The organism is Methylobacterium sp. AC690 (genome assembly GCF_979256535.1).
On record NZ_CEEDOX010000013.1, the window covers coordinates 153,030 to 178,773 of the forward strand.

Annotated in this window: 31 protein-coding genes; 10 read left to right on the forward strand and 21 right to left on the reverse strand. The window is 72.0% G+C overall.

Translation table 11 applies throughout. The features are described from left to right. Window positions 1-62 precede the first annotated feature (62 nt). The 4 genes from AC0IY1_RS16550 to AC0IY1_RS16565 all read right to left on the reverse strand — a co-directional run bounded on the left by AC0IY1_RS16550 (window position 63) and on the right by AC0IY1_RS16565 (window position 3,726). A complete protein-coding gene (locus AC0IY1_RS16550; protein ID WP_471770933.1) occupies window positions 63-1,541 on the reverse strand; it encodes an MmgE/PrpD family protein in 1,479 nt (492 codons plus the stop codon). Between the two features lie 349 nt (window positions 1,542-1,890). Beyond that, window positions 1,891-2,472: a YceI family protein gene (locus AC0IY1_RS16555; RefSeq protein WP_471770935.1), complete on the reverse strand. Its 582-nt coding sequence runs from the start codon at window positions 2,470-2,472 to the stop codon at window positions 1,891-1,893. After that, window positions 2,469-3,071 (reverse strand): cytochrome b, encoded by a 603-nt coding sequence (locus tag AC0IY1_RS16560; RefSeq protein WP_471770938.1) that lies wholly within the window; start codon window positions 3,069-3,071, stop codon window positions 2,469-2,471. Before AC0IY1_RS16560 ends, AC0IY1_RS16555 begins: the two co-directional genes overlap by 4 nt. Before the next feature lie 34 nt (window positions 3,072-3,105). Next, window positions 3,106-3,726 carry a YceI family protein gene (locus tag AC0IY1_RS16565; protein ID WP_471771034.1) on the reverse strand — a complete coding sequence of 207 codons (621 nt, stop codon included), beginning with the start codon at window positions 3,724-3,726 and terminating at the stop codon, window positions 3,106-3,108. Between the two features lie 130 nt (window positions 3,727-3,856). Between AC0IY1_RS16565 and AC0IY1_RS16570 the strand changes: the two genes are divergently transcribed. The 5 genes from AC0IY1_RS16570 to AC0IY1_RS16590 all read left to right on the forward strand — a co-directional run bounded on the left by AC0IY1_RS16570 (window position 3,857) and on the right by AC0IY1_RS16590 (window position 7,470). Beyond that, complete coding sequence (locus tag AC0IY1_RS16570; RefSeq protein ID WP_471770940.1) at window positions 3,857-4,864, forward strand: LysR family transcriptional regulator; 1,008 nt, start codon at window positions 3,857-3,859, stop codon at window positions 4,862-4,864. A gap of 64 nt (window positions 4,865-4,928) precedes the next feature. Next, window positions 4,929-5,972, forward strand: coding sequence for a YihY/virulence factor BrkB family protein (locus AC0IY1_RS16575; RefSeq protein ID WP_055946086.1), 1,044 nt, complete (start codon window positions 4,929-4,931; stop codon window positions 5,970-5,972). Window positions 5,973-6,172: 200 nt separating this feature from the next. Beyond that, entirely contained in the window at window positions 6,173-6,622 is a 450-nt protein-coding gene (locus AC0IY1_RS16580; protein WP_471770942.1) for an RNA polymerase sigma factor region1.1 domain-containing protein, read from the forward strand. A 23-nt stretch (window positions 6,623-6,645) separates the two neighbouring features. Beyond that, complete coding sequence (locus AC0IY1_RS16585) at window positions 6,646-6,825, forward strand: hypothetical protein (protein ID WP_471770945.1); 180 nt, start codon at window positions 6,646-6,648, stop codon at window positions 6,823-6,825. A 75-nt stretch (window positions 6,826-6,900) separates the two neighbouring features. Further along, on the forward strand, window positions 6,901-7,470 hold the full coding sequence (locus AC0IY1_RS16590; protein WP_471770946.1) for an NUDIX domain-containing protein: 570 nt from the start codon (window positions 6,901-6,903) through the stop codon (window positions 7,468-7,470). Between the two features lies 1 nt (window position 7,471). Here the strand turns inward: AC0IY1_RS16590 and fabI are convergent, their stop codons facing one another. The 3 genes from fabI to fabA all read right to left on the reverse strand — a co-directional run bounded on the left by fabI (window position 7,472) and on the right by fabA (window position 10,707). Next, window positions 7,472-8,305: an enoyl-ACP reductase FabI gene (fabI, locus tag AC0IY1_RS16595; RefSeq protein ID WP_055946075.1), complete on the reverse strand. Its 834-nt coding sequence runs from the start codon at window positions 8,303-8,305 to the stop codon at window positions 7,472-7,474. 460 nt (window positions 8,306-8,765) lie between these two features. Next, on the reverse strand, window positions 8,766-9,992 hold the full coding sequence (gene fabB / locus AC0IY1_RS16600; protein WP_471770948.1) for a beta-ketoacyl-ACP synthase I: 1,227 nt from the start codon (window positions 9,990-9,992) through the stop codon (window positions 8,766-8,768). 133 nt (window positions 9,993-10,125) lie between these two features. Beyond that, window positions 10,126-10,707 (reverse strand): 3-hydroxyacyl-[acyl-carrier-protein] dehydratase FabA, encoded by a 582-nt coding sequence (gene fabA / locus AC0IY1_RS16605; RefSeq protein WP_055946069.1) that lies wholly within the window; start codon window positions 10,705-10,707, stop codon window positions 10,126-10,128. A 335-nt stretch (window positions 10,708-11,042) separates the two neighbouring features. Between fabA and irr the strand changes: the two genes are divergently transcribed. Continuing rightward, window positions 11,043-11,552: a Fur family transcriptional regulator Irr gene (gene irr, locus AC0IY1_RS16610; protein WP_055946066.1), complete on the forward strand. Its 510-nt coding sequence runs from the start codon at window positions 11,043-11,045 to the stop codon at window positions 11,550-11,552. A 152-nt stretch (window positions 11,553-11,704) separates the two neighbouring features. Continuing rightward, window positions 11,705-12,289, forward strand: coding sequence for a histidine phosphatase family protein (locus tag AC0IY1_RS16615; protein WP_471770950.1), 585 nt, complete (start codon window positions 11,705-11,707; stop codon window positions 12,287-12,289). Between the two features lie 109 nt (window positions 12,290-12,398). Here the strand turns inward: AC0IY1_RS16615 and AC0IY1_RS16620 are convergent, their stop codons facing one another. From AC0IY1_RS16620 to AC0IY1_RS16655, 8 genes are all read right to left on the reverse strand, one after another. Continuing rightward, on the reverse strand, window positions 12,399-13,112 hold the full coding sequence (locus AC0IY1_RS16620; RefSeq protein ID WP_471770952.1) for a hypothetical protein: 714 nt from the start codon (window positions 13,110-13,112) through the stop codon (window positions 12,399-12,401). A 92-nt stretch (window positions 13,113-13,204) separates the two neighbouring features. Beyond that, complete coding sequence (locus tag AC0IY1_RS16625; protein ID WP_471770954.1) at window positions 13,205-14,224, reverse strand: nickel/cobalt transporter; 1,020 nt, start codon at window positions 14,222-14,224, stop codon at window positions 13,205-13,207. Next, a complete protein-coding gene (locus AC0IY1_RS16630; RefSeq protein ID WP_471770956.1) occupies window positions 14,215-14,925 on the reverse strand; it encodes a DUF1007 family protein in 711 nt (236 codons plus the stop codon). The genes AC0IY1_RS16625 and AC0IY1_RS16630 overlap by 10 nt, the downstream gene beginning before the upstream one ends. 204 nt (window positions 14,926-15,129) lie before the next feature. Beyond that, a complete protein-coding gene (locus AC0IY1_RS16635) occupies window positions 15,130-15,603 on the reverse strand; it encodes a cytochrome c-type biogenesis protein (RefSeq protein ID WP_055946050.1) in 474 nt (157 codons plus the stop codon). Then, a complete protein-coding gene (locus AC0IY1_RS16640) occupies window positions 15,600-17,600 on the reverse strand; it encodes a heme lyase CcmF/NrfE family subunit (protein WP_055946048.1) in 2,001 nt (666 codons plus the stop codon). Before AC0IY1_RS16640 ends, AC0IY1_RS16635 begins: the two co-directional genes overlap by 4 nt. A 76-nt stretch (window positions 17,601-17,676) precedes the next feature. Next, entirely contained in the window at window positions 17,677-18,198 is a 522-nt protein-coding gene (gene ccmE / locus AC0IY1_RS16645; RefSeq protein WP_471770959.1) for a cytochrome c maturation protein CcmE, read from the reverse strand. A 144-nt stretch (window positions 18,199-18,342) separates the two neighbouring features. Continuing rightward, on the reverse strand, window positions 18,343-19,878 hold the full coding sequence (gene ccmI / locus AC0IY1_RS16650) for a c-type cytochrome biogenesis protein CcmI (protein ID WP_471770962.1): 1,536 nt from the start codon (window positions 19,876-19,878) through the stop codon (window positions 18,343-18,345). A gap of 208 nt (window positions 19,879-20,086) precedes the next feature. Next, the gene (locus tag AC0IY1_RS16655; protein WP_103710482.1) at window positions 20,087-21,505 is read right to left on the reverse strand and encodes a sensor histidine kinase; all 1,419 of its coding nucleotides are present in this window, start codon (window positions 21,503-21,505) and stop codon (window positions 20,087-20,089) included. Window positions 21,506-21,814: 309 nt separating this feature from the next. Between AC0IY1_RS16655 and AC0IY1_RS16660 the strand changes: the two genes are divergently transcribed. After that, window positions 21,815-22,054, forward strand: a complete 240-nt coding sequence (locus AC0IY1_RS16660; protein WP_471770965.1) for a type II toxin-antitoxin system VapB family antitoxin — start codon at window positions 21,815-21,817, stop codon at window positions 22,052-22,054. Continuing rightward, window positions 22,054-22,263: a hypothetical protein gene (locus AC0IY1_RS16665; RefSeq protein ID WP_103710484.1), complete on the forward strand. Its 210-nt coding sequence runs from the start codon at window positions 22,054-22,056 to the stop codon at window positions 22,261-22,263. The genes AC0IY1_RS16660 and AC0IY1_RS16665 overlap by 1 nt, the downstream gene beginning before the upstream one ends. 2 nt (window positions 22,264-22,265) lie before the next feature. Here the strand turns inward: AC0IY1_RS16665 and AC0IY1_RS16670 are convergent, their stop codons facing one another. The 6 genes from AC0IY1_RS16670 to AC0IY1_RS16695 all read right to left on the reverse strand — a co-directional run bounded on the left by AC0IY1_RS16670 (window position 22,266) and on the right by AC0IY1_RS16695 (window position 25,426). Continuing rightward, window positions 22,266-22,943: a response regulator transcription factor gene (locus tag AC0IY1_RS16670; RefSeq protein ID WP_055946034.1), complete on the reverse strand. Its 678-nt coding sequence runs from the start codon at window positions 22,941-22,943 to the stop codon at window positions 22,266-22,268. Between the two features lie 102 nt (window positions 22,944-23,045). Beyond that, window positions 23,046-23,417: a PepSY domain-containing protein gene (locus tag AC0IY1_RS16675; RefSeq protein ID WP_055946030.1), complete on the reverse strand. Its 372-nt coding sequence runs from the start codon at window positions 23,415-23,417 to the stop codon at window positions 23,046-23,048. 100 nt (window positions 23,418-23,517) lie between these two features. Then, a complete protein-coding gene (locus AC0IY1_RS16680) occupies window positions 23,518-23,727 on the reverse strand; it encodes a hypothetical protein (protein ID WP_055946027.1) in 210 nt (69 codons plus the stop codon). 9 nt (window positions 23,728-23,736) lie between these two features. Further along, entirely contained in the window at window positions 23,737-24,084 is a 348-nt protein-coding gene (locus AC0IY1_RS16685; protein WP_471770968.1) for a hypothetical protein, read from the reverse strand. A gap of 47 nt (window positions 24,085-24,131) precedes the next feature. Then, window positions 24,132-24,668: a hypothetical protein gene (locus AC0IY1_RS16690; protein ID WP_471770971.1), complete on the reverse strand. Its 537-nt coding sequence runs from the start codon at window positions 24,666-24,668 to the stop codon at window positions 24,132-24,134. 50 nt (window positions 24,669-24,718) lie between these two features. After that, window positions 24,719-25,426, reverse strand: coding sequence for a lysozyme (locus tag AC0IY1_RS16695; protein WP_471770974.1), 708 nt, complete (start codon window positions 25,424-25,426; stop codon window positions 24,719-24,721). Window positions 25,427-25,513: 87 nt separating this feature from the next. Between AC0IY1_RS16695 and AC0IY1_RS16700 the strand changes: the two genes are divergently transcribed. Continuing rightward, entirely contained in the window at window positions 25,514-25,735 is a 222-nt protein-coding gene (locus tag AC0IY1_RS16700) for a hypothetical protein (protein WP_471770977.1), read from the forward strand. Window positions 25,736-25,744 lie beyond the last annotated feature (9 nt).

A 25,744-nucleotide genomic window follows, 5' to 3' on the forward strand; every position in this document is an offset into this window, starting at 1 on the left:
CCCGGGAGCGGGCTTCGCCATACGTGGCCGGGACCGGCCCGTCGATCCCGATCCTCTGCGGTTCAGGCCTGGACGCCGGCCCGAGCGACGTCGCCGGCATTCGGCAACTCGGCGATGCGCCAGCACAGGTCCATGACCCGGCGCACCTGGGCGTCGGGCAGGATCCCGTCCGCGAGGTCGGTGAACTTGGTCTCCAGGGCCGCGTCCGACATCGGCCGCTCGACGCTGCCGAGGGCATGCTCGATGCGCCGGGGCAGGCTGCGGCCGTCCTTCAGCACCACCGTGAGCTCCACCTGCTCGGGCCGGATCGCCGGGTCGACCACCGGCTTCACCCGGGCACGCAGGGCCGCGATCGCGGGGTCGTTCACCGCCCGGTCGCTGAACTGCTTCTCGCCGCCGGCCCCCTCCACCAGCGCCACCGCGACGGCGTGGTAGATGCTGAACTTGCCTTCGAGGCCGGTGCGCGGCGCGGTCTTGCCGGTGAGTTCGAGCACCAGGGGATGAACCTTCATGTCGACCCGCTCGATCGCGTCGGCGGTGAGATGGTTCTCGTTGCGCAGCTGAACCGCCCCGTCGATGGCCGGATGCATGACGATGCCGCAGGCGAAGGGCTTGTAGGTGTTCAGCGCCGCCTCGTAGCGGGTGCCGAGCCCTTCCGTGATCTCGCGGTAATCCTGCTTCGTCGAGATGGTGTTGGCCCAGCCGCGCTTGGCCTCGATCATCCCGTCCGAGCTCGTGTAGTTCTTCGCGGCGAGGATCGCGGCGAACAGGCCGTTCGATGCGGCCCGGCCCGGATTGAAGCTCTTGTTCATGGAGCCGAAGGATTCGCGCAGGCCCACGGGCTGCGACGCGGCGAGCCCGAGCGCCCAGACCATCTGCTGCTCGGACAGGCCCATCAGCTTGCCCGTCGCGGCCGCCGCCCCGAACACCCCGGCGGTGCCGGTGATGTGCCAGCCGACATCGTAGTGGTTCGGGTAGACCGCGTTGCCGATCCGGCATTCTGTCTCGACGCCGAGCACCAGGGCGTTGAGGAAATCCGCCCCCGAGACCGGGTTCATCTCGGCGTAGGCGAGGATCGCCGAGGCGACGGGGCCGGCCGGGTGGATCACGGTCTTCAGGTGGGTGTCGTCGTAGTCGAAGATGTGGCTGGCGACGCCGTTCAGGAAGGCGGCATTCATGATGTCGAAGCGCTCGGGGCGCCCGAACAGCCCGGCCTGCGGCGGGCCGGAGAACGGCTTCAGGGCCGAGACCGCGATGTCCAGGGTCTCGTGATGCGATCCGCCGATGGCGACGCCGACCCAGTTCAGCAGGGTGCGGATGCCCTCGCGGCGGACGGCCTCGGGCAGGTCCGCGTAGCGCGCGCCGACCACGTAGCGGGCGAGGATCCGGGTGACCTCCGGCGGCACCGGCTTCGGATCGGCCTTGGCTTCGGTCTTCGTCTCCGGCGCGGCTTGGGCGGGACGGACGGCGCTGCCGGTTCCCACGAGCGCGAGGCTCGCGGAGCCGAGCAGGGCGCGGCGGTCGATCGTCGGCACGGGCATGGCTCTCTTCCTCTGGCGACTTGCGGCCGGCACCCGCGTGGGCGCCGCCGTGCCGGGGGCGCCGGGACCGAAGCCGCCGGCGCGACCGGACCCGAGGAATAACCCGACCGTCGCAGCAGGGCTCCCGCTTTGTGCGCACAGCCCAAGCGTTTTACGCACGCGTTACGTGTCAGAAACAAAATAACCGATGAGACGCACAGTATCCGAGCCGCGGAGCATGCGCGGGGCTCGCTGCCGGCGTGTCATCCCCGTGTCGTGCAATCGTAGGGACGCGGCCGAGTCTGTCTCGAGACCAAGCCGTTACACATCTCGTCCACCCGAGCGGCGGCAGGGTTGCTTCCGGTCCGTTTCAGGGCTTGGGGGCCATCTCCGTCGCGGCGAGGTCGATGTCGACGCCGACCTCCAGCGCAACCCATTGGCCCGAGGCCCAGGGGCCCTGTCCGACGCCGAACTGCGTGCGCACGAGATCGAGGTGGCCCACTGCGCGCGCCGTCGCGCCCGTGCGTGTCAGGCGGAAGGGCAGCACCGCATCGCGGCGGATGCCGCGGATCGTCAGGCTGCCGACCGCCTCGTAGGCGTCGCCGCCCTTGGCGACGAACCGCGTCGCTTCGAACCGGGCCTGCGGCGTGGCCTTGACGTCGAACCACTCCGCCTGGGGTAGGGAGGTGTCGCGCTGGGCATCGCCGGTCTCGGCGCTCGCGAGGTCGATGTCGACCACGGCGTGTCCGGTCTCCGGGGCGGCGGGGTCGAAGGTGATCTGCGCGCTGAAGCGCTTGAACCGGCCCTGGAACGGCGCACCGACCTGGATGCCGGAGAACCCGATCCGGCTCTTGGCCACATCGACGGTCCAGGCCGCGGCTTGGGCGCAGGCCGGGACGGCCAGGGGCGCCGCCGCGAGGGCGGCCGCGAAGGCGAGACGAGCGGCGATCATGCTTCGGATCCGGACTTGAGCGGGGCGCGGGGCAGCATCCGCCGGAGGGTGTCGTCGCGCAGGACGAGGTGGTGGCGCAGGGCCGCGCCGACATGCAGCAGCAGGAGACCGATCAGGATCCAGGCCCCCCAGGCATGGACCTGCTTCAGCACCGCCTCCACGGCGGCCTTGTTCGCCAGCACCGGCAGCACCGGAAGGTGCGGCCAGGGGACGACACCGTAGAGCACGGTCGGCAGGTTGAAGGGCGAGGCCGAGACCACGGCCCAGCCGACGAGCGGCAGGCCGACGAGCAGCCCGTAGAGCAGGGCGTGGGCCGCGTGCGCCCCGGCCCGTTCCCGGGCCGGCAGCGTCGCGGGCAGGGGCGGCGGCCGGTGGGCCAGGCGCCAGCCGAGGCGCAGCAGCGTCAGGGCCAGCACCGTGAGGCCCACCGACTTGTGCCATTGGTAGAGCTGGAACCGGCGCATCGGCGCCAGGTCCCCGTGCGTCATGGCGAGACCGATCGCGATCAGCCCCAGAACCGCCAGCGCACTGAGCCAGTGCAGGGCGATGGCGACGCGGGTGTAGCGCGGTCGGGGCGCGGCGCGGACGGTCTCGATCATGACGCGCTCCCTTCGGCGGGGTGGACGGCGCGGCCTATTCCTTGCGCTCGAAGGCGCCCGCGATGGTGAGGTGCAGGTCGTCGCCGATCAGCGGCACGTAGGTCTTCACGCCGAAATCCGAGCGCTTGAGCGTGCCGGTGGCCTCGAAGCCCACGGTGACCTTCTTGTTCAGCGGGTTCACGCCGGCGCCCACGAGGGTGACGGTCAGGGTCACCGGCTTGGTCACGCCGTGCAGGGTCAGGTCGCCGGTGACCTTCGCCTTGTCCTTGCCCTCGGGCGTCACCTTCGTGGAGACGAAGGTCATCTCGGGGAACTTGCCCGCGTCGAGCCACTGGTCGCCCTTGAGCTCGCCGGTCAGCTTCTCGCTGGTCGTCATCACCGAGGCCACCGGGATCTTGATGGACAGCTTCGCGGCGGCAGGGGTCTTCGGCTGCAGCTCCAGGGTGCCCGAGACGTCCGAGAAGCCGCCCGAGTAGTTCGAGAAGCCCATATGCGAGACGGTGAAGCCGACCTGGGTGTGGCCGGGATCGACCGCGTAGGTGCCGGCCTGGATCTGGGCCGGGTCGCGGGTCGGCGGGGTCTGGGCGAGGGCCGGCGCGGCGAACGCGAGGGCGAGGGACACGGCCTGGGCGACGAGGGACGGGGAGAGACGGATCACGGGGTTCGCTCCGAGGATGAGGGCGTCGAGGATGAGGGCGTCGATGAGGGTGGCGGCTGGGCGCCGGTTCGGTGAAGCGCCAATAGGCCGCTTCCCGCGGGTGCGATAGCGCGCTAATCGGGGACACATGGTTGCGCATCTGGAAACCTTCGCCGGAAACCTCGACGACGTCCGGGCTTTCTGCGCCGTGGTCGATCTCGGCAGCATGACCCAGGCCGGCGCCTTCCTCCGCGAGACCAAGGGCAGCGTCAGCCGGCGCGTCGCCCGCCTCGAGACGGTGCTGAAGGTGACGCTGCTCGCCCGCACGCCGCGGGCGGTCTCGCCCACCGCCGAGGGACTCGCCTTCCACGCCCGGGCCCTGGAGAGCCTCGCCCTCCTGGACGAGGCCCTGCAGACGGCCCGCGGCGCCCGCACCCTGCCGCGGGGGCACCTGCGGGTGACGGCCTCGATCGACTTCGGGGTCGAGGTGCTGCCGGACCTCGTGGCGAGCTTCCGGGCCCGGCACCCGCAGATCACCCTGGAGCTCCTCATCACCGACAGCCGCCTCGATCTCGCGGCCAACCGGGTCGACCTCGCCCTGCGCCTCGGCGGCGGCGACCATCCCGACAGCGGCTACACCGCCCCGATCCTGGCCGACCTGACGATCGGCCTCTACGCGGCCCCGGCCTACCTGGCCCAGCGCCCGGAGCCGGTCGACATCGCCGAGCTGGCGACGCACGACGTGGTGCTGGCCCGGGAGCGCCTCGGCGCCACCCAGATCCTCGTCTCGGACGTGGAGGGCCGCGAGGCCGGCATCACCCTGCGGCCGGCCGTGCGGGCCACGGATTTTGCCACGGTGCTGCGCCTGACCCTGGCCGGGGCCGGGATCGGCCACATCCCGAGCCTCGTCGCAGCCAAGTCCCTGGTCCGGGGCGACCTCGTGCGCGTCCTGCCCGACTGGGCGAGCCGGGGCGGGACCCTGCGCGCCGTCACCCTGGCGGGCCGCGAGCTGCCCGCGCGGGTGCGCCTGTTCCGCGAGCACGTCCGCACCGAGATGGCCCGGCGGGCCGCGATCTGTCCCCTGTCCGGGCTCGATCGTCCCACGCCCGTGGCGGCATCGGTGGCGACCTATGACGAGAGTTCAGGCAGAGTGTGATCCCGGGGGCGGCGCGCCCCGCGTAGCGGCGTTCCGGCGACGAGCGGTCCGGCAGGGTGTCGGCATGGTGCGAGACGAAGATGAGGGTCAGGACTGGCGCTCGGTCAGCACCCGCGCCCTGAACCCGCAGGAGCTGGCCGAGGCGCGCCAGCGCACTCACGAGCCCGGCCGCGGCCGGGGTGCGACCGATCCTGTCGACATCCCCAAGGCCGGCTGGCGGGACATCCTGTGGCGGGTGTTCTGGGCGATGCCGCAGGACCGGGTGCTGACCACGGCGGGCGGCGTCGCCTTCTTCGCCCTGCTGGCGGTATTCCCGGGCCTGGTCGCGGTCGTGTCGATCTACGGGCTGTTCTCGGATCCGCACGTCATCAGCCAGCATGTCAGCCTGCTGGCGGACATCCTGCCGCCGGGCGCCCTGGAACTGGTCTCCGACCAGCTGGTGCGGATCGCGCAGCGCAGCACCGGCTCCCTGAGCACCACGTCCGGCATCAGCCTGCTGATCGCCCTGTGGAGCGCCAATTCCGGCGTGAGCGCGCTCTTCGACGCCCTCAACGTGATCTACAAGGAGCGCGAGAAGCGCAGCCTGATCCGCTTCTACGCCACCACCTTCCTGTTCACGATCACCAGCGTGGTGTTCTTCCTCGTCTCCACCAGCGCGGTGGTGCTGCTCCCGGCGATCCTCGATCGCCTCGGCTTCATCACCGCCACCGACACCATCTTGCAGATCGTGCGCTGGCCGGCCCTGCTCGGCGTGGTCACCCTCAGCCTGTCGCTGATCTACCGCTACGGCCCGAGCCGGAACCGGGCGAAGTGGCGCTGGGTGACCTGGGGCAGCAGCCTCGCGGCGCTGTTCTGGGTCGGCGCCTCGGGGGTGTTCTCCTGGTATGTGGCGAGCTTCGACAGCTACAACCGCATCTACGGGTCGCTGGGGGCCGGCATCGGCTTCATGACCTGGATGTGGCTGTCGATCGTCATCGTCCTCGTGGGTGCCGAGATCAATTCGGAGATGGAGCGCCAGACCGGCTGCGACAGCACCGAGGGCCGGCCGAAGCCCCTGGGCGTCCGCCAGGCCTTCGCCGCCGACAGCGTCGGGCCGAGCCAGGACTGAGTGCCGGCCCGGGACCGGGCGGCGCCGTCGCCCCCGTGAGCCCGGGAACAGCGCCGACGCCCGGCGGGTTTTCCGACGGCAGAGCGTCGGGAGTGGCAGATGGCCGGACCGCAACACGCACGACCACCCGGGCCAGGGCGGGCATGGGCCGCCGCGGCACGGTCCGGAGGAGGCGCAGCCGTGCCCGCGGCGCGCTCGTGGTGAGCGCCGCGCCGACCTTCGCGCAACGGGACCTCGACCGGCTCATCGCCCTCGGGCGGCAGAAGGGCGAGCTGACCCCGGCCGACCTGCAGGCCGCCCTGCCGATCCACAGCATGAGCGCCGAGGCGATCGCGCAGGTGGTCCTGGATCTCGAGGCCGCCGGCATCCCGGTGGAGCTGGAGGACCTGCTCACGGGGCGAGCCCATCCCGACGGGATCGCGCCGCTGCCCCTCGCGCCCGCGCCGGGATTGCCTTCCGACGCCGCTGCACCGGCCGCGCCGCGCCCGGACGCGCTGGCGTCCCGGGTGGTCGCGCCGGTCGCTGCCGGAGAGGACCCGGTCGGGACGGCACCGTCGGCCGAGGGGCGCCGGGTCCGGAACGCCGTGCTGGTGGCGGGCCTGATCGTGCTGGTGCTGGTGGGGACGATCCTGATCGCCCTCGGGCGATGAACCGCGACGCGGGGGAGACCGACATGGACATTCAGACGACCATCGCGGAGGCAATCATCGCCGAACTCAGGCGCCAGGCCGAGGTGAGCGAGCACGGCCTTTCCGTCGAGGCCGACGAGCCGGGCTTCGTGACCATCGACGGCCGGGTCAATCTCGACGAACTCATCATGGTGATCGAGGGCGCCCTGGCGGGCGGTCCCTGACGGTCGCCCACACGACAGGCCGGCGCCCATGGCCCAAACGGACCCCGCCCCGGGCGAGAAGGAATCGTACCCGAGATGAAAGCCGAAATCCTCAGCCTGCGGACCCTCCACGAGGGCTGGACCCGCTTCTCGCTGGCCCGGGTTCGCCTCGCCGACGGCAGCGAGGCCGAGCGCGAGATCGAGGATCACGGCAACTCCGTGAGCGTGCTGCCCTACGATCCTGCCCGGCGGGTCGCCACCCTGGTGCGGGAGCTGCGCGTCCCGGCCCTCTACGTCGCCGGCGAGCAGAGCCAGCTCGAGGCGCCGGCCGGCCTGATCGACGACGGCACCCCGGAGGACAATGCCCGGCGGGAGGTGCTGGAGGAGGCGGGCCTGCGCCTTGGCGACCTCGACTTCGTCGGCGCCACCTATTCCTGCGGCGGCATCTCGACCGAACGCCTCCACCTGTTCCTGGCCGCCTACGCCGCCACCGACCGGGTGGACGGCGGCGGGGGCGCGGACGGCGAGCACGAGAACATCCGGGTCGTCGAGATGCCGCTGGCCGAGCTCGCCCGGATGGCCGATCGCTGCGAGCTGACCGACCTCAAGACCCTGACCCTGGTCCTCGCCCTGCGCGCCCGCCGGCCCGAGCTGTTCGCGGGCTGATCTAGACCGCTTCGCCGATGACCCCGGCCTCGTCCTGCGCCTGCAGCACGTCGGGGCGGGGCATCGAGATGATATTGTAGCCGGAATCGACGAAGTGGATCTCGCCGGTGACGCCCCCGGACAGGTCCGAGAGCAGGTACATCGCCGAGCCGCCGACCTCCTCCTGGGTCACCGTCCGGCGCAAGGGGGCGTGCGCCTTCTGGTGATTGAACATCAGGCGCGCGTCGGCGATGCCAGCCCCGGCCAGGGTCCGCATCGGGCCCGCCGAGAGGGCGTTGACCCGGATGCCGTCCGGGCCGAGGTCGCCGGCGAGGTAGCGCACGGAGGCCTCGAGGGCCGCCTTGGCGACGCCCATGACGTTGTAGTTCGGCATGATCCGGGTCGAGCCGCCATAGGTCAGCGTCAGGAGCGACCCGCCGCGGGGCATCCGCTTGGCCGCGCGCTGCGCGATCTCGGTGAAGGAGAAGCACGAGATCGTCATGGTCCGCGAGAAATTCTCGCGGGTGGTGACATCCACGTAGCGGCCCTTGAGCTGGCCCTTGTCGGAGAAGCCGATGGCGTGGACGACGAAGTCGAGGCCTTCGGGGAAACGTGCGTCCAGGGCGGTGAACAGCGCGTCCACGCTGGCGATATCCTCGACATCGCAGGGCAGGACGATATCCGAGCCGACCGAGGCCGCCAGCGGCGTCACCCGGCGTCCCAGCGCGTCGCCCTGGTAGGTGAAGGCCAGCTCGGCCCCGTGGCGGTGCAGGACCTTGGCGATACCCCAGGCGATCGAGTGATCGTTGGCGACCCCCATGATGAGGCCGCGCTTTCCCGCCATCAAACCCGTCATGCACGTCCCCCGGTCGCGGATCCTCGGGTCCCTCGGACCCGTCATCGTTGGCTGGAGGCTTAGCGCGGGGGTCGTGGCCCTGTCCAATCCGGCCGGAGCCCGAAGGCGCTTGGCGGTGTGAAAGCGCTTGGCACGGTCAAGGCGCTTGGCAGGGTGAGAGCGCCGAGCCCAAACGCAAAGGCCCCGTCCGGGCCTGAGCCGGGACGGGGCCTTTGCCTGCAGCCGAGGCGACGCGGACGCTAGAAGTAGCCGTCGGTGTCGCAATTGGCGCGGTCGATCATGACCTGCTTGATGTAGACGGCCGTGGACCCGGCAAGGGCGAGGCCGCCGACGGTTCCCAGGGTGAACCACAACATGGCTGTGCCTTCCAGCAATCCATAGAAACAATGAACGGCGGAAGGTCTCTCCAGTTCCTTAACGGGGCGGGCCAGGGGTTAAGCCTGACCCGGTTCCGTCGCCCTCAGGCGTCCACGTGCTTGAGAACCAGCGTGGCGTTGGTGCCGCCGAACCCGAAGGAGTTGGAGAGGACGTGCCCGAGCTTGGCCCCGTCCCGACGCTGGCGCAGGATCGGCATGTCGGCGAAGGCCGGGTCGATCTCGTCGATATGGGCGCTCTCGCAGATGAAGTCGTTGTTCATCATCAGCAGGGAGTAGATCGCCTCCTGCACGCCCGTCGCCCCGAGGGAGTGACCGGTGAGGGACTTGGTGGCGGCGATGGGCGGACAGGCGTCGCCGCGCCCGAAGACCTCGCGAATCGCCTCGATCTCCTTGTCGTCGCCCACCGGCGTCGAGGTGGCGTGCGGATTGATGTAGTCGATCCTGGCGCCCTTCAGGCCCTCGATCGCCTGGCGCATGCAGCGGACCGCACCCTCGCCGGAGGGGGCCACCATGTCGTGCCCGTCCGAGGTGGCGCCGTAGCCGGCGATCTCGCCGTAGATCGTCGCGCCGCGGGCCTTGGCGTGCGCGTATTCCTCGAGCACCAGGACGCCGGCGCCGCCGGCGATGACGAAGCCGTCGCGGTTGGCGTCGTAGGCGCGGGACGCCCGGGCCGGCGTGTCGTTGTACTTCGAGGACATGGCGCCCATCGCATCGAACAGCACCGAGAGGGTCCAGTCGAGGTCCTCGCAGCCGCCCGCGAAGATGATGTCCTGGCGCCCGCCCTGGATGACCTCGGCGGCATTGCCGATGCAGTGGTTGGACGTGGCGCAGGCCGAGGAGATCGAGTAGTTCACGCCCTTGATCTTGAACCACGTCGCCAGGGTCGCCGAGGCGGTAGAGGACATGGCCTTAGGCACGGCAAAGGGACCGACCCGCTTGGGACCCTTGTCGATCGCGATGGCGGCGGATTCGACGATGACCTTCGTGGACGGTCCGCCCGAGCCCATGATGATGCCGGTCCGGTCGTTGGAGACGTCGCCCGCCTCCAGCCCGGCATTCCGGATCGCCTGGTCCATGGCGACGTGGTTCCAGGCGGTGCCGCCGCCGTGGAAGCGCATGGCGCGCCGGTCGACGACGCCCTCCGGGTCGAGGGTGGGACGGCCCTCGACCTGGCTGCGGAAGCCGTGCTCCGCGTAGGAGGCCGAATGCCCGATGCCGGACTTGGCCTCCCGCAGGGACGCGAGGACTTCCTCGGTGTTGTTGCCGATGGATGAGACGATGCCCATCCCGGTGATCACGACACGCCGCATGGACACGATGCTCTCCGCCGCCGGGGCTTGCTCTTCACGGTGCTTGTTCTCGAGACGGCACCTTCGCGTGGGTCTCACGTAGGACGCGGACGTCCCGATCTCAACTGCGCCGGACTTGCCGGCGGCCTCGGCCTCAGCCGCCGGCGGCCTCGCCCTGGGCCTGGAACAGCGCGACGCGCAGGTCCTTGGCCTCGTAGATCCGGGTGCCGTCCGCCTCCAGCCAGCCGTCGGCGATGCCGAGCACCAGCTTGCCGAGGCGCACCCGCTTGATGTCGATGCCGTAGACGACCTTGGTCACCGTCGGCAGGACCTGGTCGGTGAACTTGACCTCGCCGACGCCGAGCGCCCGGCCGCGGCCGGGGGCGCCGAGCCAGCCGAGGTGGAAGCCGACGAGCTGCCAGAGGGCGTCGAGGCCGAGGCAGCCGGGCATCACCGGGTCGTTCTTGAAGTGGCAGCCGAAGAACCAGAGGTCCGGCCGGATGTCGAACTCGGCGAGCACGTGGCCCTTGCCGTGGGCGCCGCCCTCGGAGCCGATCGAGACGATGCGGTCGAACATCAGCATCGGCGGCAGCGGCAGCTGCGCGTTTCCGGCGCCGAACAGCTCGCCACGGCCGCAGGCGAGCAGTTCCTCGTAGGAATAGTGCGAGGCCCGCTGGGGCGCGGCGGTCGCCGGAGCGGTGCCCGACGGAGCGTTCGGATCGGAAGCAGAAGACATGATGAGCGGATCGGTCCTCAGGAATGGGTCCGGGGCGCGGGGCCCCTCGGCGTCGCGCCGCCGTCGCCGGCGTGGAATCGGCACGGGCCGATCCGGCCGACGCTGCGGCGTGAAATCGGCGCTTCGTTAACACAGGGCTTGTGCGCCTCAAAGCTGCCCACCCGTTCCCAGCGTCCCAATCCGCCGCCGCCACCCCGGTGCGCGACCTGCCGGGCGGGTCCGCCATGCGGGCGGGGGACCAGCCCCGCGTGCAGCTCGGGTTGCGATGCGACGGCGGGTTCCGTATACGTATCCGCTGAGTTTCTCGTTTTCCGCGTGGGATGTTTGTACGCCCGATGTCGAACCTTCTGCCCCTGCAGGCCGTGCTGAACGCACGGGCCTCCGTTCCCGGCGGCGACACGGCCGCCGGCCGTCGCGGTTGCCCGCTGTCGGACCTGCGCGACCGCCTGCGCCGGGCGGGCCTGCGCCCGACCCGCCAGCGCCTGTCCCTGGGCTGGCTGCTGTTCGGCCGCGGCGATCGCCACCTCACGGCGGAAATGCTCTACGACGAGGCGATGCGCGCCAAGGTGCCGGTGTCCCTGGCCACCGTGTACAACACCCTGCACCAGTTCACCGAGGCCGGCCTCCTGCGCCAGCTCGCCCTCGACGGTTCGAAGGCCTACTTCGACACCAACCCGAGCGAGCACCACCACTTCTTCCTCGAGGACGAGGGCCAGGTGCTGGACATGCCCGATTGCGGGATCACCGTGGATTCCCTGCCCGATGCCCCCGAGGGCATGGAGATCGCCGGCGTCGAGGTGATCGTCCGCCTGCGCCGCCGCGGCCCGGTGGCCCGCAAGGCCTGACCGTCCGCCGCGTCCGCACGCGCCGTCATCGAGGCCCGGGCAACCGGGCCTTTTTCGTTGGCGCGGTGCCCTGACGCGCCGCGCAACGATGGCCCGCCTCGCGGGGTTGTCGCCGGCACGCCGTTCTTCCATTCCATCGAAACCGGACCCGTATGGCCCCCACCCGCATCGTCTGCGTCCGCCACGGCGAATCGACCTTCAACGCCGCCCACCGCCTGACCGGCCAGGACCCCGGCCACGTCGATGCCCGGCTGACCGAGCGGGGCCAGGGACAGGTCCGTGCGGCCCGGGCGGCCCTGCACGACATCCCCTTCGACCTCGTCGTGACCTCGCCCCTGACCCGGGCGATCCAGACCACCAAGGGCATCTTCGGCGACCATCCGAGCCGCCCGCGCATCCTGGTCGAGGTCCTGCACCGGGAGTGCCAGGAGAGCAGCTGCGATGTCGGCCGCGCCGCCTCGGTGCTGGCCGCCGAGTTCCCGGACGTCGCCGTCGACCACCTGCCGGAGATCTGGTGGCATGCCGAGGGCGAGCCCGACGCCCGCGGCGTCCATATCGAGCCGCGCCCCCTCTTCGATGCCCGCGTCCTCGGTTTCCGCGACTGGCTCGCGGCCCGGCCCGAGCGCAGCATCGCGGTGGTCGGCCACGGCACCTTCTTCTATCACCTGACAAGCGTCTGGCTCGACAACTGCCAGACCGTGACCTTCGACCCGATGGCGGCGCCCGTTCCAGTCTGAGCCGGGCTCTGGAGTTTGTCGGGGATCACTGGGAACCGGGTATCCCGAAACGACAAACCTCAAGACAGGACCTGAGCGTCTGTCGGGCTCAAGATGAGCCTGACAGACCCTAGACCGACCCCGACCGCGCGGCGTCCAGGCGCCGCTGCACCAGCGCCCGCTCGAGGGGCGCTGCCCGGCGCCCGATCTCCAGCGCCTCGTCGAGGATCGTCACCGCGCTCGCCCAGGTTTCCGTCACGAAGGGCGCGGCGCCCTCCGCGACCTCGGCCGCACAGCGCGCATCCGCGAAGGCCTTCCCGGCGGCGGTGGCGGCCCGGGCGACCGCCGCGGCTCGGGCGCCCTGCGCCCACGCTCCCCGCTGCGAGGCTTCCTGCGCTTGCGCACCGCCCTGCCAGGCGGCGGCCCGAGCGACGGCCTGGGCCCGCTCCGCATCCCCGGCCCCGTCGCAGGCGGCGGCGAGGGTAGGCAGGCCCGCCAGATCGAGGAGCGGCGGCAGAATTCGCCGGACGCTCGCCAGGGCGAGGAAGGCGACGCGCTCGGCTTCCACGGCCGGGGTGTCGGCCGAGCCGGAGAGGCGCAGCACGAAGGCCATCAGGCGCGGCCGCTCGGGATCGGGCATGCCGTCGTTCAGGCCGAGGGCGTAGGCGGCGAGCGGCGGCGAGAAGCAGGGTGGGCAATCGGCCGAGGCGCGGATCGCCCGGTAGGGCAGGCCGGCGGCCACGATCGCCGCCTCGTTGATGCAGGTGCCCCCATCCGGGCCGGGGAAGTCGTGCGAGCCGGCGAGCAGCCGCCAGTTCAGGATATGCTCGAAGCCTGCCGCCATGCCCGCGCTCTCTCCGTCTTCCCAGTGCGAGAGTGCCACGGCCTCGCGGGGTTGGCGAGGGAAGGCCTGCGCGGGAAGGTCTGCTGAGGGGCTCAGCCGCCGAGGTCGGCCGCGAGCCCGGCCAGCATGGCGAGGCCGAGCACCAGCACGAAGGCACCGGCGAGGAGTTCGAGCCCGCCGACCGCGAGCGTCCCGGCCTGTCCGCGTCCGCCCGCCAGGCGCAGGGCGAAGGCCTTGGCGAAGACCGCGAGGCTGGCCAGCGTGCCGGTGGTCAGCGCGGTGCCGAGGGCCATGGCCAGGGTCGCGGCGATGCCGGCGGCCAACAGGCCCTGCGAGGCGGAGAAGACCAGGATCAGCACCGCCCCGGCGCAGGGGCGCGTGCCCGCGGCCAGCACGACGCCGGCGCGCTCGCGCCACGACTCGAGCCGGGCCAGGGCCGCGGCATCGTTCAGGTGGACGTGGCCGCAGCCGGGGGCGCAGGCCGGATCGGTGCGCCCTGTCAAGCGCCCTGCCAAGCGGCCGGCCTTGCGCCAGGTCACGCTGAGGCCGAGGAGCGCCACGAGGGCGAAGCTCACCGTCTCGATCACCGTGCCGGCGCGGGTCATGCCCGCGGCGGTGGCGCCGAGCACCAGGGTCCCGACGCCTACGAGGGCGATGGCGACCAGGGCCTGGAGCAGCGCGGCGGCGAAGCTGAGGCTGAAGCCGCGGGTGAGGGCCCGCTCGCCGGCGACGATGTAGCCGGCGATCACCGCCTTGCCGTGGCCCGGCCCGGCGGCGTGGAAGACGCCGTAGGCGAAGCCGAGGAGCATCATCGGGCCCCAGGCGCCCCCCGCCTTCAGGGATTGCACCGCGGTCTGGAGGCTGCGGGAGAAGCTCGCCTGCAGGGCGAGGATCCGGCCCCCGAGGCCGGTGGCGGACGGGGCGGCCTCGCGGAACCCGATCCCGAAGGGCGAGCGCGGCGGCGGCGCGGTCACGCTCGGGCTCACCAGCCAGGCGAGGCCGGCGACGATCAGGGTCGCAAGGGCGACGGCCACCAGGACGAGGAGGACTTGCCGGGCGAGGCGGGACCGCCCATCCGGGCGGGCGGCGTCGAGGGCGCTGCCTACGGACACGCGACGATGATCCGGTTGGCGAACTGGAGGCCGTAGTTCGAGGCCGAGGTCAGCGCCTCGAAGAACGCCTCCGACATGCCAGGCTTGGTCTCGCCGGGCTTGGTCTCGCCGGGCTTGGTCTCGCCCGTCTTGGCGTCGGGCGTCTCGGTCTTGGGGCGGGTGAGGGTGGCGGCGCAGCCGGCCGGGGCTCCGGCGAGGCGGGCGGCATCCGCACCCTCCGCGAGGCTGAAGGCGACGAAGAAGGTCGGGTCGTAGACCTCCAGGGCCGTCACGCCGCGGCCCTGCGCCACCGGCGACTTCAAGGGCAGGAGGAAGCTCAGGGTCAGCTTGTCGCCCTCCATCGCCATGCGGGGCTCGACGGGATCGGTGAAGGCCTGCTCCTTGCCGCCGACCTTCATCTTCGTGAAGTAGGCGAATTCGGCGAGGTTGGCGGTGTTCTCGGCGGCGAGACCCGCGAGCTCGTCCGGCGTCAGCTTGCCGTCGTTGTTCTTGTCCAGCCCCTGGGTCACGAAGGCCGAGTACGAGGCATCGAAGGTCCAGGCGTGGCGGACACCGGTCACGCGGCCGCCCTCGCCATAGGCGATCTCGGCCTTGGTGGTCACCCAGACGTGGGGATGCGCCTGTGCGGGGAGCGCGGACAGGGCGGCCACGAGGGCGGCTCCGGCCAGGGCGGCGATGCGGGGAAGCGAGGCGATCGGCATGGCACGGGACGCTCGCGAGTCAGGGTAAAGACTTCGTAAAGCTGCGCCGGCTGCGGGATCCGTCGCCAGGGGCCTGTCTCGTGCCGCACTGGGGCGAAAGCGAGGCGTCGGCGCGGGCGCCGCGCACCCCGATCCTTAGAGGCCGCGTGGCGGAGGCGGGCGGGATCGACGTCGACGGCCGGCGCGGCTTCTCGCCGGCTTGGCTCAGTCCCGCCGGGTCAGGGCAGCGATCTCCGCCCGCTCCTCGGCGCTGAGGCTCGCGGCAGCCGCGGCGGGGCGGCGGCGGGACAGGCGCCAGAGGCCGAACAGGCCCAGACCGATCACCGCGACCGGGGTCAGCCACAGGAGCAGGGTGTGCAGGGCGAAGACGGGGCGCAGGAGCACGTACTCGCCGTAGCGCCCGACCACGTAGGCCTGCACCTGCCGGTCGTCATCGCCGGCGGTCAGGCGCTCGCGCACGATGAGGCGCAGGTCCCGGGCGAGGGGCGCGTCGGAATCGTCGATGGACTGGTTCTGGCAGACGAGACAGCGCAGGCCGGACGAGATGTCCCGCGCCCGCGCTTCCAGGACCGGGTCCTTCAGCACCTCGTCCGGCTGCACCGCCTGGGCGCTGCCGGCGCCGGCCAGCATCAGCCCGAGCGCCAGGGCGAGGCGCGGGAGGCGCGCGACCCGGCTCATTCGGCGGGGGCCATGCCGGGCGGGACGGGCTTGGCCCGTGCCCGCGCCGGGGCGCCGACGCGCATGCGCCGGTCGGTGAGGGAGATCGCGCCGCCGAGGGCCATCACCACGGCGCCGAGCCAGATCAGCAGCACGAGGGGCTTGTAGTAGAGCCGCAGCCCGATGGCGCCTTCCGGGAGGACTTCGCCGAGGCTGGCATAGACCTGGCTCGCGCCGATGGTCAGCAGGCCGGATTCCGTCACCGTCATCTTCCGGCTCGGATAGAACCGCTTGCCGGTCTCCACCGTGCCGACGAAGTCGCCGCCGGCGTTGCGGATGGTCAGGAAGGCCGTGGTCTCGGCGTAGTTCTCCCCGGTGCGCGGGCCGACCCGGTCGAGGGTCGCCACGTAGGGGCCGGAGGCGAGGGACTCGCCGGGCTTTAGGGTCTTCAGCCCCTCCGTCGCCCAGCCCTGGGCGGCGATGCCCAGGACCACGACGCCGACGCCCGCATGGGCCATCGCCGTGCCCCAGGCGGAGCGCGGCAGGCCGGCGGCGCGGCGCCAGATCGCGGCACCCCGGGCGCGGTTGTTGCCGTAGCCGCGGGCGCGGGACACGATCTCCATGGCGGAGCCGATGACGAGGTAGGCGCCGAGGCCGATGCCCACGGGGGCCATCATCGGGCCGCCCCAGGTCAGGGCCGTCACGGCGAGGCCGACCACCAGCGCGGCGGCCAGGGCGGCGAACAGGCGCTGGGTCGCCGCGTGCACGTCGCCGCGCTTCCAGGCCAGGGTCTGGCCGAAGGGCACGATGAGCAGCAGCGGAATCGCCAGCGGCACGAAGGTGTAGTTGAAGAAGGGCGGGCCGACCGAGATCTTCTCGGCGGTCAGCATCTCCAGCAGCAGCGGGTAGAGGGTGCCGACGAAGACGGTGGCGCAGCCGGCGGCCAGGAACAGGTTGTTCATCACCAGCGCGCCCTCGCGGGAGATCGGCGCGAAGATGCCGCCCTGGCGCAGCATCGGCGCCCGCCAGGCGAACAGGGTGAGCGAGCCACCGATGAACAGGATCAGGATCGCCAGGATGAAGACGCCGCGGGTCGGGTCGGTGGCGAAGGTATGGACCGAGGTCAGCACGCCCGAGCGCACGATGAAGGTGCCGAGCAGCGAGAGCGAGAAGGTGAGGATGGCCAGCAGCACCGTCCAGACCTTGAGGGCGTCGCGCTTCTCCATCACCACGGTGGAGTGCAGGAGAGCGGTGCCGGCGAGCCAGGGCATCAGCGAGGCGTTCTCGACCGGATCCCAGAACCACCAGCCGCCCCAGCCGAGCTCGTAATAGGCCCAGTACGAGCCCATCGCGATGCCGAGCGTCAGGAAGCTCCAGGCGATCAGGGTCCAGGGCCGCACGGCCCGGGCCCAGACCGCGTCGATGCGGCCGTCGATCAGCGCCGCGATGGCGAAGGCGAAGGTGATCGAGAAGCCGACATAGCCGACGTAGAGGAGCGGCGGGTGCACCGCGAGGCCAAAATCCTGGAGCAGCGGGTTGAGGTCGTTGCCCTCCGCCGGGGCCGGGCTCACCCGGGTGAACGGATTCGAGGTCGTGATGATGAACAGCACGAACACGAAGGTGATCAGGCCCTGCACCGCCAGGGTGTTCGCCCGCAGGGTCGGCGGCACGGACTCGCGCGACACCGCCACCAGGGCCCCGAACAGGGCGAGGATGAGGACCCAGAGCAGCATCGAGCCCTCGTGGTTCCCCCACACGCCGGAGATCTTGTAGAGGAAGGGCTTCGCCGTGTGGGAGTTCTCGATCACGTTGAGGACCGAGAAGTCCGACGTGACGTGGGCGTAGGTCAGCGCCCCGAACGCGAACAGGATGCAGGCGAAGGCGCCGAGGGCGGCGGGCGTCGCCACGGCCCGCAGGGCCTGGTCGCCCGAACGGGCAGCCCAGACCGGCATGACCGCCTGGACCAGGGAGAGGGCGAGCGCCAGGGCGAGCGCGAAATGGCCGACCTCGATCAGCAAGGCGGGGTGTCCTTCCAAGGGAGGATGTGCCGCGGGACGCGGGGCCGGAGGGAAACCGGCCGGGGCACGCGCGGCATCATCGCTCGCTGCGCTGACCGAGGGTCTTGTCGCCGGCGGCCGTTTTGGTCTCGGGGGCGGCCGCGGCGGGCTTGTCGACCATGCCCTTGCCCTCCTGCCACCGGCCCTGCGCCTTGAGGGCGTCGGCGACCTCGCGCGGCATGTAGGATTCGTCGTGCTTGGCCAGAACCGTGTCGGCCCGGAAGATTCCGCCCGGCAGCAGGGTGCCCTCGGCGACCACGCCCTGGCCCTCGCGGAACAGGTCGGGCAGCAGGCCGCGGTACTGAACCGCGATGGTGGCGTTGGTGTCGGTCACCGCGAAGTCGACGGTCTGGTCCGGGCCACGCTGGAGCGAGCCGTCCTTCACCAGGCCGCCGAGGCGGAAGCGCGTGCCCGGGGCCACGGTCTGCGCGGCCACCTCGGTGGGCGAACGGAAGAACACGATCGACCCGCTCATGGCCGACAGGATCAGGCCGAGCGCCAGCGCCAGCACGGCGCCGCAGGCGGCGATCAGGATCAGGCGGCGGCTCTTGCGGGTCACGTGGGCAGGGTCCCGGTTGATGGCTCGGACGATGGGGCGGGGCGCGTCCCGCGCCGGACCTCCGGGCGGGGTTTCTTGCAGCCTCCGGTGTCGGCCGGGGCGCCACCCGGGTCAAGGGCCGGGGCCGGGACCGATTGTCAGGGGCTAGGGTCTTGCCGCCGCATTGCCCGGCTTCGCGCTGGGCTGGAGGCTGAGCTCGCGCGACAATTCGCCGAGGCGCTCCATCGCCCCCGCGTCGGGGCTCAAGGCCATGCGGGCCCGATCGAGGGCCTGCAGGGCACGCTCGCGTTCGCCGAGCACGCTGTAGGAGCGGATGAGGCGCAGCCAGTCGTCGACGCTGCCGCCCTTGGCGGCCAGGCGGCGATCGAGACCCGCGACCATGCCGCGGATGGCGGCGTCGCGCTCGGCCGCCGGCATCGCCTTCACGGCCGCGACGGCGGCCTCCGTGCCGGCTCGGGCGGCCTCGTCGGAGGCGGTCCCGGTCTGCGTGGAAGAGGCGGACGGCGCGGGCGTGGCCGCGGCCGGATCCGTGGAAGCCCCGGCCAGACCGGCTTCGGCGGCGATCGCGTCGAGGCGGGTCTTCGCCTCGGGATCGTCGCCGAGCGCCTTGCGCGCCCGCTCCAGGGCGTCCTTCGCCTTGTCGCGTTCCTGAAGCACCCCGTAGGAGCGCACCAGGCGCAGCCAGTCTTCCAGGCTTCCGCCCCGGTCGGCCAGGCGCTTGTCGAGGCTGTCGACCATGGCCCGGATGGCCCCGTCGCGGCTCGCCGGGGGCAGGGCCTGGAGGGCGGCCGCGGCGCCGGGCTCGGGCGCCTTCGTCTGGCCGGGCGCGGCCTCGCCCTTCAGGCGCGCCAGGTTCTCGCGCACCAGGGGCAGCCAGGGCGCGTCGGCCGGCGCCGCATCGGCCATGGCCTGGAGACGCTGGACCGCCTGGGGAATGTCGCCGTCGAGCTCGGCCGCCCGCGCCAGGTAGAATTTCGGCTTGGCGACCTGCCCGTCGATCTCGACCGCGCGCTGGAAGATGGCCTTGGCCTGGGGCGTGACGGCACCGTTGGCCGACGCCACCAGGGCCTCGCCCCAGTCGGACAGGCGCTGCGCGCTCTCGCCGAGGATGCGGGTAGCGGCCTCGTAGGCATGGGCGGCGTCGTCGAAGCGACCCATGCGCATGTAGACGGGGGCGAGCACGGACCAGCCACGACCGTCGCTGGGGTCGGCCGCGAGCCGCGCCTCGATCTGGCCGATGGCCTTGAGCAGGTCCTGGTCGCCGTTCTGGGCCGCCGCGCGCTCGGCCTGGCCCTGGGAGGGCATGTGGGGCGATCCGTAGAGGCCGTAGGCGATGAGCGCGACCAGGGGGATCGTCGAGAGCGCGAAGGCCGAGGCTGCCCGGCGCTGGCGCAGGGCCGGCTCGGCGATGTCCTGGGCGGCCGGGACGCCGGCGCGGTTGGCACGCAGAAGCCGCCGGGCCGCCTCGGTGCGCGCGGCCTCCGCCTCCGGGGCCGCGATCAGGCCGCGGGCCTCGTCCCGCTCGATCTCGCGCAGCTGGTCCTCGTAGAAGCCCGTCTCGGTGGCGAGGCCACCGCCCTCCGGCGGAGCGGCGGGATTGGCCCGGCGCGACATCGGCCAGAGCAGGGCGAACACCGCCGCGCCGGTCATGAACGCCAGTATGAACCAAAGTGCCGTCATCACGCCCCGAACGCTGCCCCGCTTGCATGTAGACGCGGGCTCCCGCCGGCACGATGCGAGCCTCGGGCGACACGGTGTCACGCGCAGCACTTCGGGGGGAGGGCGCAACCCTAGAGCATGACGGCGGGCGGGGAAACCGGGCGCCGCGATCCCGGCCGGCGATCGGCCGCCCTCATGCCGGCGCGCGACCGTCGGCGGGCCCGCGGGCTCAGTGCGGGGCTACGCCGGCCGGTGCATCGCCCGGCACCTCGATCACCGCCCGCAGGCCGCCCAGCGTCGCCTCCTCCAGGCGGAAGCGGCCGCGATAGAGCGCCGCGAGGTCGGCCACGATGGAGAGGCCGAGGCCGGAGCCGGGCTTGGTCTCGTCGAGGCGGCGGCCGCGGCCGAGCACGTCCGCCCGGTCCTCCGGGGCGAGGCCCGGTCCGTCATCCTCGATCGCCACGAGAAGGTGGGGATAATCGTTCTTGCCCACCGCCTCGGCGCGGATCGCCACGCGGCCGTGGGCCCATTTCGAGGCGTTGTCGACGAGGTTGCCGATCATCTCCTCGAAATCCTGGCGCTCGCCCCGGAACCGCAGGCCGGCGGGCACGTGGACCTCGTAGGCGATGTCCTTGTCGCGGTAGATCTTGCCGAAGGTGCGCACGAGGCCGGCGAGCGCCGGCTCGACCTCCGTCGAGGTGCCGAGGGTGCCGGCGAGCGCCGCGGCCCGGGCGCGGTCGAGGTGGTAGTTCACCTGGTCGCGCATCACTGCGGCCTGCTCGCGGATCTTGGCGGCGAGCTCCCCGGGCGCATCGGCGGCGCCGACCTCGTTGACGATGATCGAGAGCGGCGTCTTCAGGGCATGCGCGAGGTTTCCGACCTGGGTCCGCGCCCGCTCCAGGATCTCCCGGTTGGTCTCGATCAGCAGGTTCACCTCGCCCGCCAGGGGGGCGATGTCGCGCGGATACTCGCCGGTGATGCGGTCCGATTCACCCCGCCGGATGGCGCCGAGCGCCGTGCGCAGCTTGGCGAGCGGCGCGAGGCCGAAGCGGATCTGCAGCAGGGTCGTCAGGGCGAGCGACAGGCCGAGGAGCCCGAAGGTGACCATCAGCGAGAAGCGGAAGCGGTCGACGTCGTTCTCGATCTCGTCGGCGGGGCCGGCGACCCGCACGGTGTAGCGGCCCTCCTCGCCGAGATCGACGTCGCGCTCGATGATGCGCAGGCGGCGCTCGTCCTGGGCCCGGCCATAGCCCTGGCGGATCTGGCCGATGCCCGCTTTGGTGTCGGGGGTGCCGGCCGCCTTCAGGGGCACGCCCACCAGGGAGCGCGAGGTGCGCAGGTCGCGCGGCTTCGCGTCGGGCCGGCCGATCTGCCAGTACCAGCCCGACAGGGGCAGGTCGAAGCGCGGATCGCTCAGGGTGAAGGAGCGGCTCTCCGGGTCGTTGGGCGAGACGAGGTCGGTGGCGAGGTTGTTGGCGTAGACCAGCAGGCGGCTGTCGAAGGCCCGCTCGGTGTTCTCGCGGTACAGGGTCGTGAGGATCCAGGCGGCGATCAGCAGGATCGCCGAGCTCGCCAGCAAGGCCGAGGTGGCGAGGCGCACCGCGATCGAGCGGCGGCGCATCGGGAGCCAGGAGGGGGAGGGGATCATGCGGCGTCCGTCGTCGATCTGTGATCTTTGCGCAATGCCCCCGGTCGCGCGACGGATCGATGGAGACAGGGTGGCGACGTTCCGTACACGTCGGGGGCCGTCTCGCGTGTGCGGATGCCGACGCGCCTGGCGAATGCGTTGCGCCAGACGTCTCGAAAGGCGCTTTGCGAGGGGCTTTTCAAGAGGTTGCGCAAAGGGCTTTGCAAGGGGCTTCGCAAGAGACTTTGCAAGAGACTTCGCAAGCCGGCTCGGATGGCCGTCCGTGATCCCAGGATCGCAGAATGCGCGGAGAGGGGCGAAGACTCGACCATGGCACTCCACATCCGCGCCCCCGAAGCCGATCGGCTCGTGCGCATGCGCGCCGAGCGAAAGGGCACTGCTCTCACTGACGCCCTCAAGCTTGCCGTCGGCAACCCATTGCGACGCGATGCCGAGACGCTCAGCCTGCGTGAGCGGATTCGGCCGATACAGGAGCGTATCGCTTCCTATCCACCGACCGGCCTCGAAGCCGACAAGGCTGTCTACGACGAAATCAGCGGTGATGCCTGATGTTTGTCGACGCGTCGGCCCTGGTGGCGATCCCCCCAAGCGGCAGGCAGGCGATCGCGGCCTCCGCCCGGTATGGCAAGGGAACGGGGCACCCGGCCCAACCCAACATGGGCGATTGCTTCGCCGACGCGATGGCCGAGATCCATACCGCCCTCTTGCACTTCAACGGCGACGGCTTCGCGCGGACCGACCTTGCCGGAGCCTGCTGAGATCACACCCGCGGCGCGGGCTGGTTGGGATCGACGAGGTAGCCGAGGCCCCGCACGGTCTGGATCAGATCGACGGCGAGCTTCTTGCGCAGGCGGCCGACGAAGACCTCGATGGTGTTGGAATCGCGGTCGAAATCCTGGTCGTAGAGGTGTTCCGTCAGCTCGGCCCGCGAGACCACCCGGCCGGTATGGTGCATCAGGTAGGAGAGCAGCCGGTACTCGTGGCTGGTCAGCTTGACCGGGTTGCCATCCACGAAGACGCGGCCGGAGCGGGTGTCGAGCACCACGGGCCCGCAGGCGATCTGGCTGGTGGCGTGCCCGGCCGCGCGCCGCAGCAGGGCGCGCACGCGGGCCATCAACTCCTCCATGTGGAAGGGCTTGGTGACGTAGTCGTCGGCCCCCGCATCGAAGCCGTCGACCTTGTCCGACCAGCGGTCCCGGGCGGTGAGGATGATGACCGGGGTCTTGATGCCGGCCCGGCGCCACTTCTGCAGCACGCTGACGCCGTCGGTCTTGGGCAGGCCCATGTCGAGGATGATCGCGTCGTAGGGCTCGTTCTCGCCGAGATAGCCGCCCTCCTCGCCGTCGAAGGCCTTGTCGGCGACGTAGCCGGCCTCCTCGAGGGCGTTCACCACCTGCCGGTTGATGTCCCGGTCATCCTCCACGACGAGCAACCGCACGGTCCCGAACTCCTACGATGATGGCCTGGACCCGCGGGTCGGCGCGGCCCGCACGTTAGACGTCTCCGCGCCGGCGCGAAACGGCTTCCGGTCGAAAGCCCTTCACGGACCGCTGACCTGCCCGGTGGTGGCGTCGACGACGACGTGGACGAACTGGCCGTCCCGGCGCAGGGCGGTGAGCAGGTAGACGAGGGTCTCGTCGTTCCGGCACAGGCGCGCCCGCTGGATCTCGGCCCGGGGGATCACCTGGCGGGCGGCGCGGATGGCCGCCACCGGGGCGATCACCCGCTTGTCCGCCACCGCCTCGCGCAGGTCCGCCGGGCTGAGGCAGGTCTCGCTGCGCGGGATGGCGGCCAGCGGCGCGACGATCGCCCCGGTCCCCGCCGTCGTCTCCTCCGCGAACGTGTCGATGGAGCCCGTCGCGAAGCCCGCGACGGTCAGTCCGATCAACACCAGGGCGAGGAGGATGCGCATGGGACGATGTCTAGGGAGGATGCACTGAATGTGCCCTGAATGCGGAGCCAAGCCCAACCTCGGCCATTCGGTTCCCGGCGGTCTCCCGGGGGCGGGCGGGTCAGGCCGGCCCGGGGCCCTGGGCGGCGAGCCGCGCGAGGGTCGCCCGCAGCGTCGCTCCGACCAGGGCCTGGCCGTCGATATGCGCCAGGGCCGCCCGTCGCAGGGCCAGGGACGAGCGGTCGAACCCCGCCCGGGCGGCGTGCAGGCGCAGGGCCGCCACCCGGCGGCGGTCGCGGCGGCGATTCAGCAGGAAGGCGAGGCGGTCCATGGCGTGTCCTCAGGGGCGTGGCCGGGTCTCGGTGAGCCGGCGCAGGATGTCGTCCAGCTTCTCCCGCCCGCGCTCGTCGTTGCGCTCGACGCTGCGGGCGAGTTCGGCGATGACGCGCGCGAGGTCGTCCAGCACCCGGGTCCGGCTCTCCAGGGCGGCCGCCACGGCCGCATGGCTCTGCGAGGCCCGCTCGAGGGCGGTCGCGGTGGCGCCGGTGTCCCCGAGGCGCGCCTCCTGGGCGCGCATCGATTCCCGGTGGAGATGGAAGCAGGCGAGGCCGAGGAGGACGGCGACGATCCATCCCGCGCCTTCCTGTGAGACGAGCAGGTGCGCGGCTTCCAGGGCGATCTTCTGCAAGGCCCCCTCCCTCGTGAGACTCCCCCGCCCGCGAAGGCACCGGTCGGTCAGGCCGGCCGGGGCATCCGCGCCGCCCGGAGCGCGGGCACCAGCGTGTTGGCGACCGTCGCCTCCTCCGCCAGGGGGAGGCTGCGAAACACCTTCTCGCCGAGGCCGTCCACGCCGCCCGCGGCCTGGATCAGCCAGCCCGGCGCCGCGTCGAGGCCGCGCTGCACGGCCCCCGCGATCACCAGCGATCCCACCGGGACCGTCAGCGTGCGGCCCTGCGCCGCCCCCGCCACCGCGTTGACCGCGTAGGCGCCGGCATTGCGCACCAGATGCTCCACCAGACTGGCGGTGATCAGCACCCGCAGGGGACCGGCGATCCGCGCCAGGGCCGCCATCAGGGCGGTGACCGCGAGGGGGACCACCACGCTGCCGATGCCCTGGATGGCCGCCGCGAGGGTATCGCCCCAGGGGACGGTGACGGCGGCGGTCGGCGATGCGGCCGACGCGGCGGAGGGCGCCGCGAGGGCGAGGGCGAGGGCGAGACTCGCGGTGGCGAAGGGGCGGGCGCGCAGGGTGACGGGGACGAATCGAAACATCGCGGACTCCATCGGTGGGGACATCGAAGCGAGGGCGGGGAGACCGGCCCTCAGGGGCCGCCGCGCAGGCGGTTGCGGAGGTTGGCCCACAGGCGAGCCAGGGTGACGGACCGCCCGGGCGCCGGATCGGGGGCCGGGTCGGGGCCGCGGCTCGGTAGCGGCGGGACGCGCGGCACGGTTCGGCGCGGCGCGGGCAGGGGTGGGTGCAGGGACGGGGCAAGAGACGCAGGAAGGAACGGCGCCAGGGGACTTGGCGCGGGAACCGGCGCCGCGTCGCTCCGGCGCGCCCGCGGCAGGGCGCGGTCGTAGGGCGTCACGAACTGGTCGTGCTCGGCGCCGCGCCGCGGGATCAGCGCGGCCGGGCGGTTCCACAGCAGGATCGCCGCGCCGGCGCCGTCGCGGTCGCCGGCCCTCAGGCGCCGGACGACGGTGGAGCGCGCGAAAGCCGACGGGCCGATGTTGAAGCAGAGCGAGACCAGGGCGTCGAAGGCGTGGTCGGGCAAGGCGTCGGGCAAGGGGTCGGGCAAGGCGTCTCGGACGACGTCGTCCACCGCCCGGACGTAGCGGGCGACGTCGCGCCGGAAGAGGGCGTCGCAGGCCGCCTCGCTCAGGCGCAGGCCGGGCGTCACCAGGGGCGGCCCGGCCGCCGCGGTGTGGCCGATGCCGATGGTCCAGATCCCGACGCTGTCGCGATAGGCCGTGAGGCGGCGCCCCTCCCGCGCGATGAGCACGGCTTCGCCGATGGCACTGAGGTTCATGCCCTGTCTCCGGTTGATTGATTGATGACTAGACTTGCGCGATAACTGGCGCGCTACTTGGACAGGCGGTGGGATCGGGAAGCGGACATGCTGCGAAAGCTCATCTCGGCTGCTTTGCGACGCGAGGCCGAGACCGGCGACATTGTCCGGGAACAGCCGACGCAGCCGCCCGATCCGGCCTTCCCGCCCGATCTGGCCTTCCCGCCCATGCGGCCCGTCACGCCGCCCGCCGCCCAGAACGACAACCCGCTGGCCGCCCTGTGCGCGGCGGTCGAGGCCGACCTGCGGGCGGCGGGATACCTGCGCTGACCGCGACCA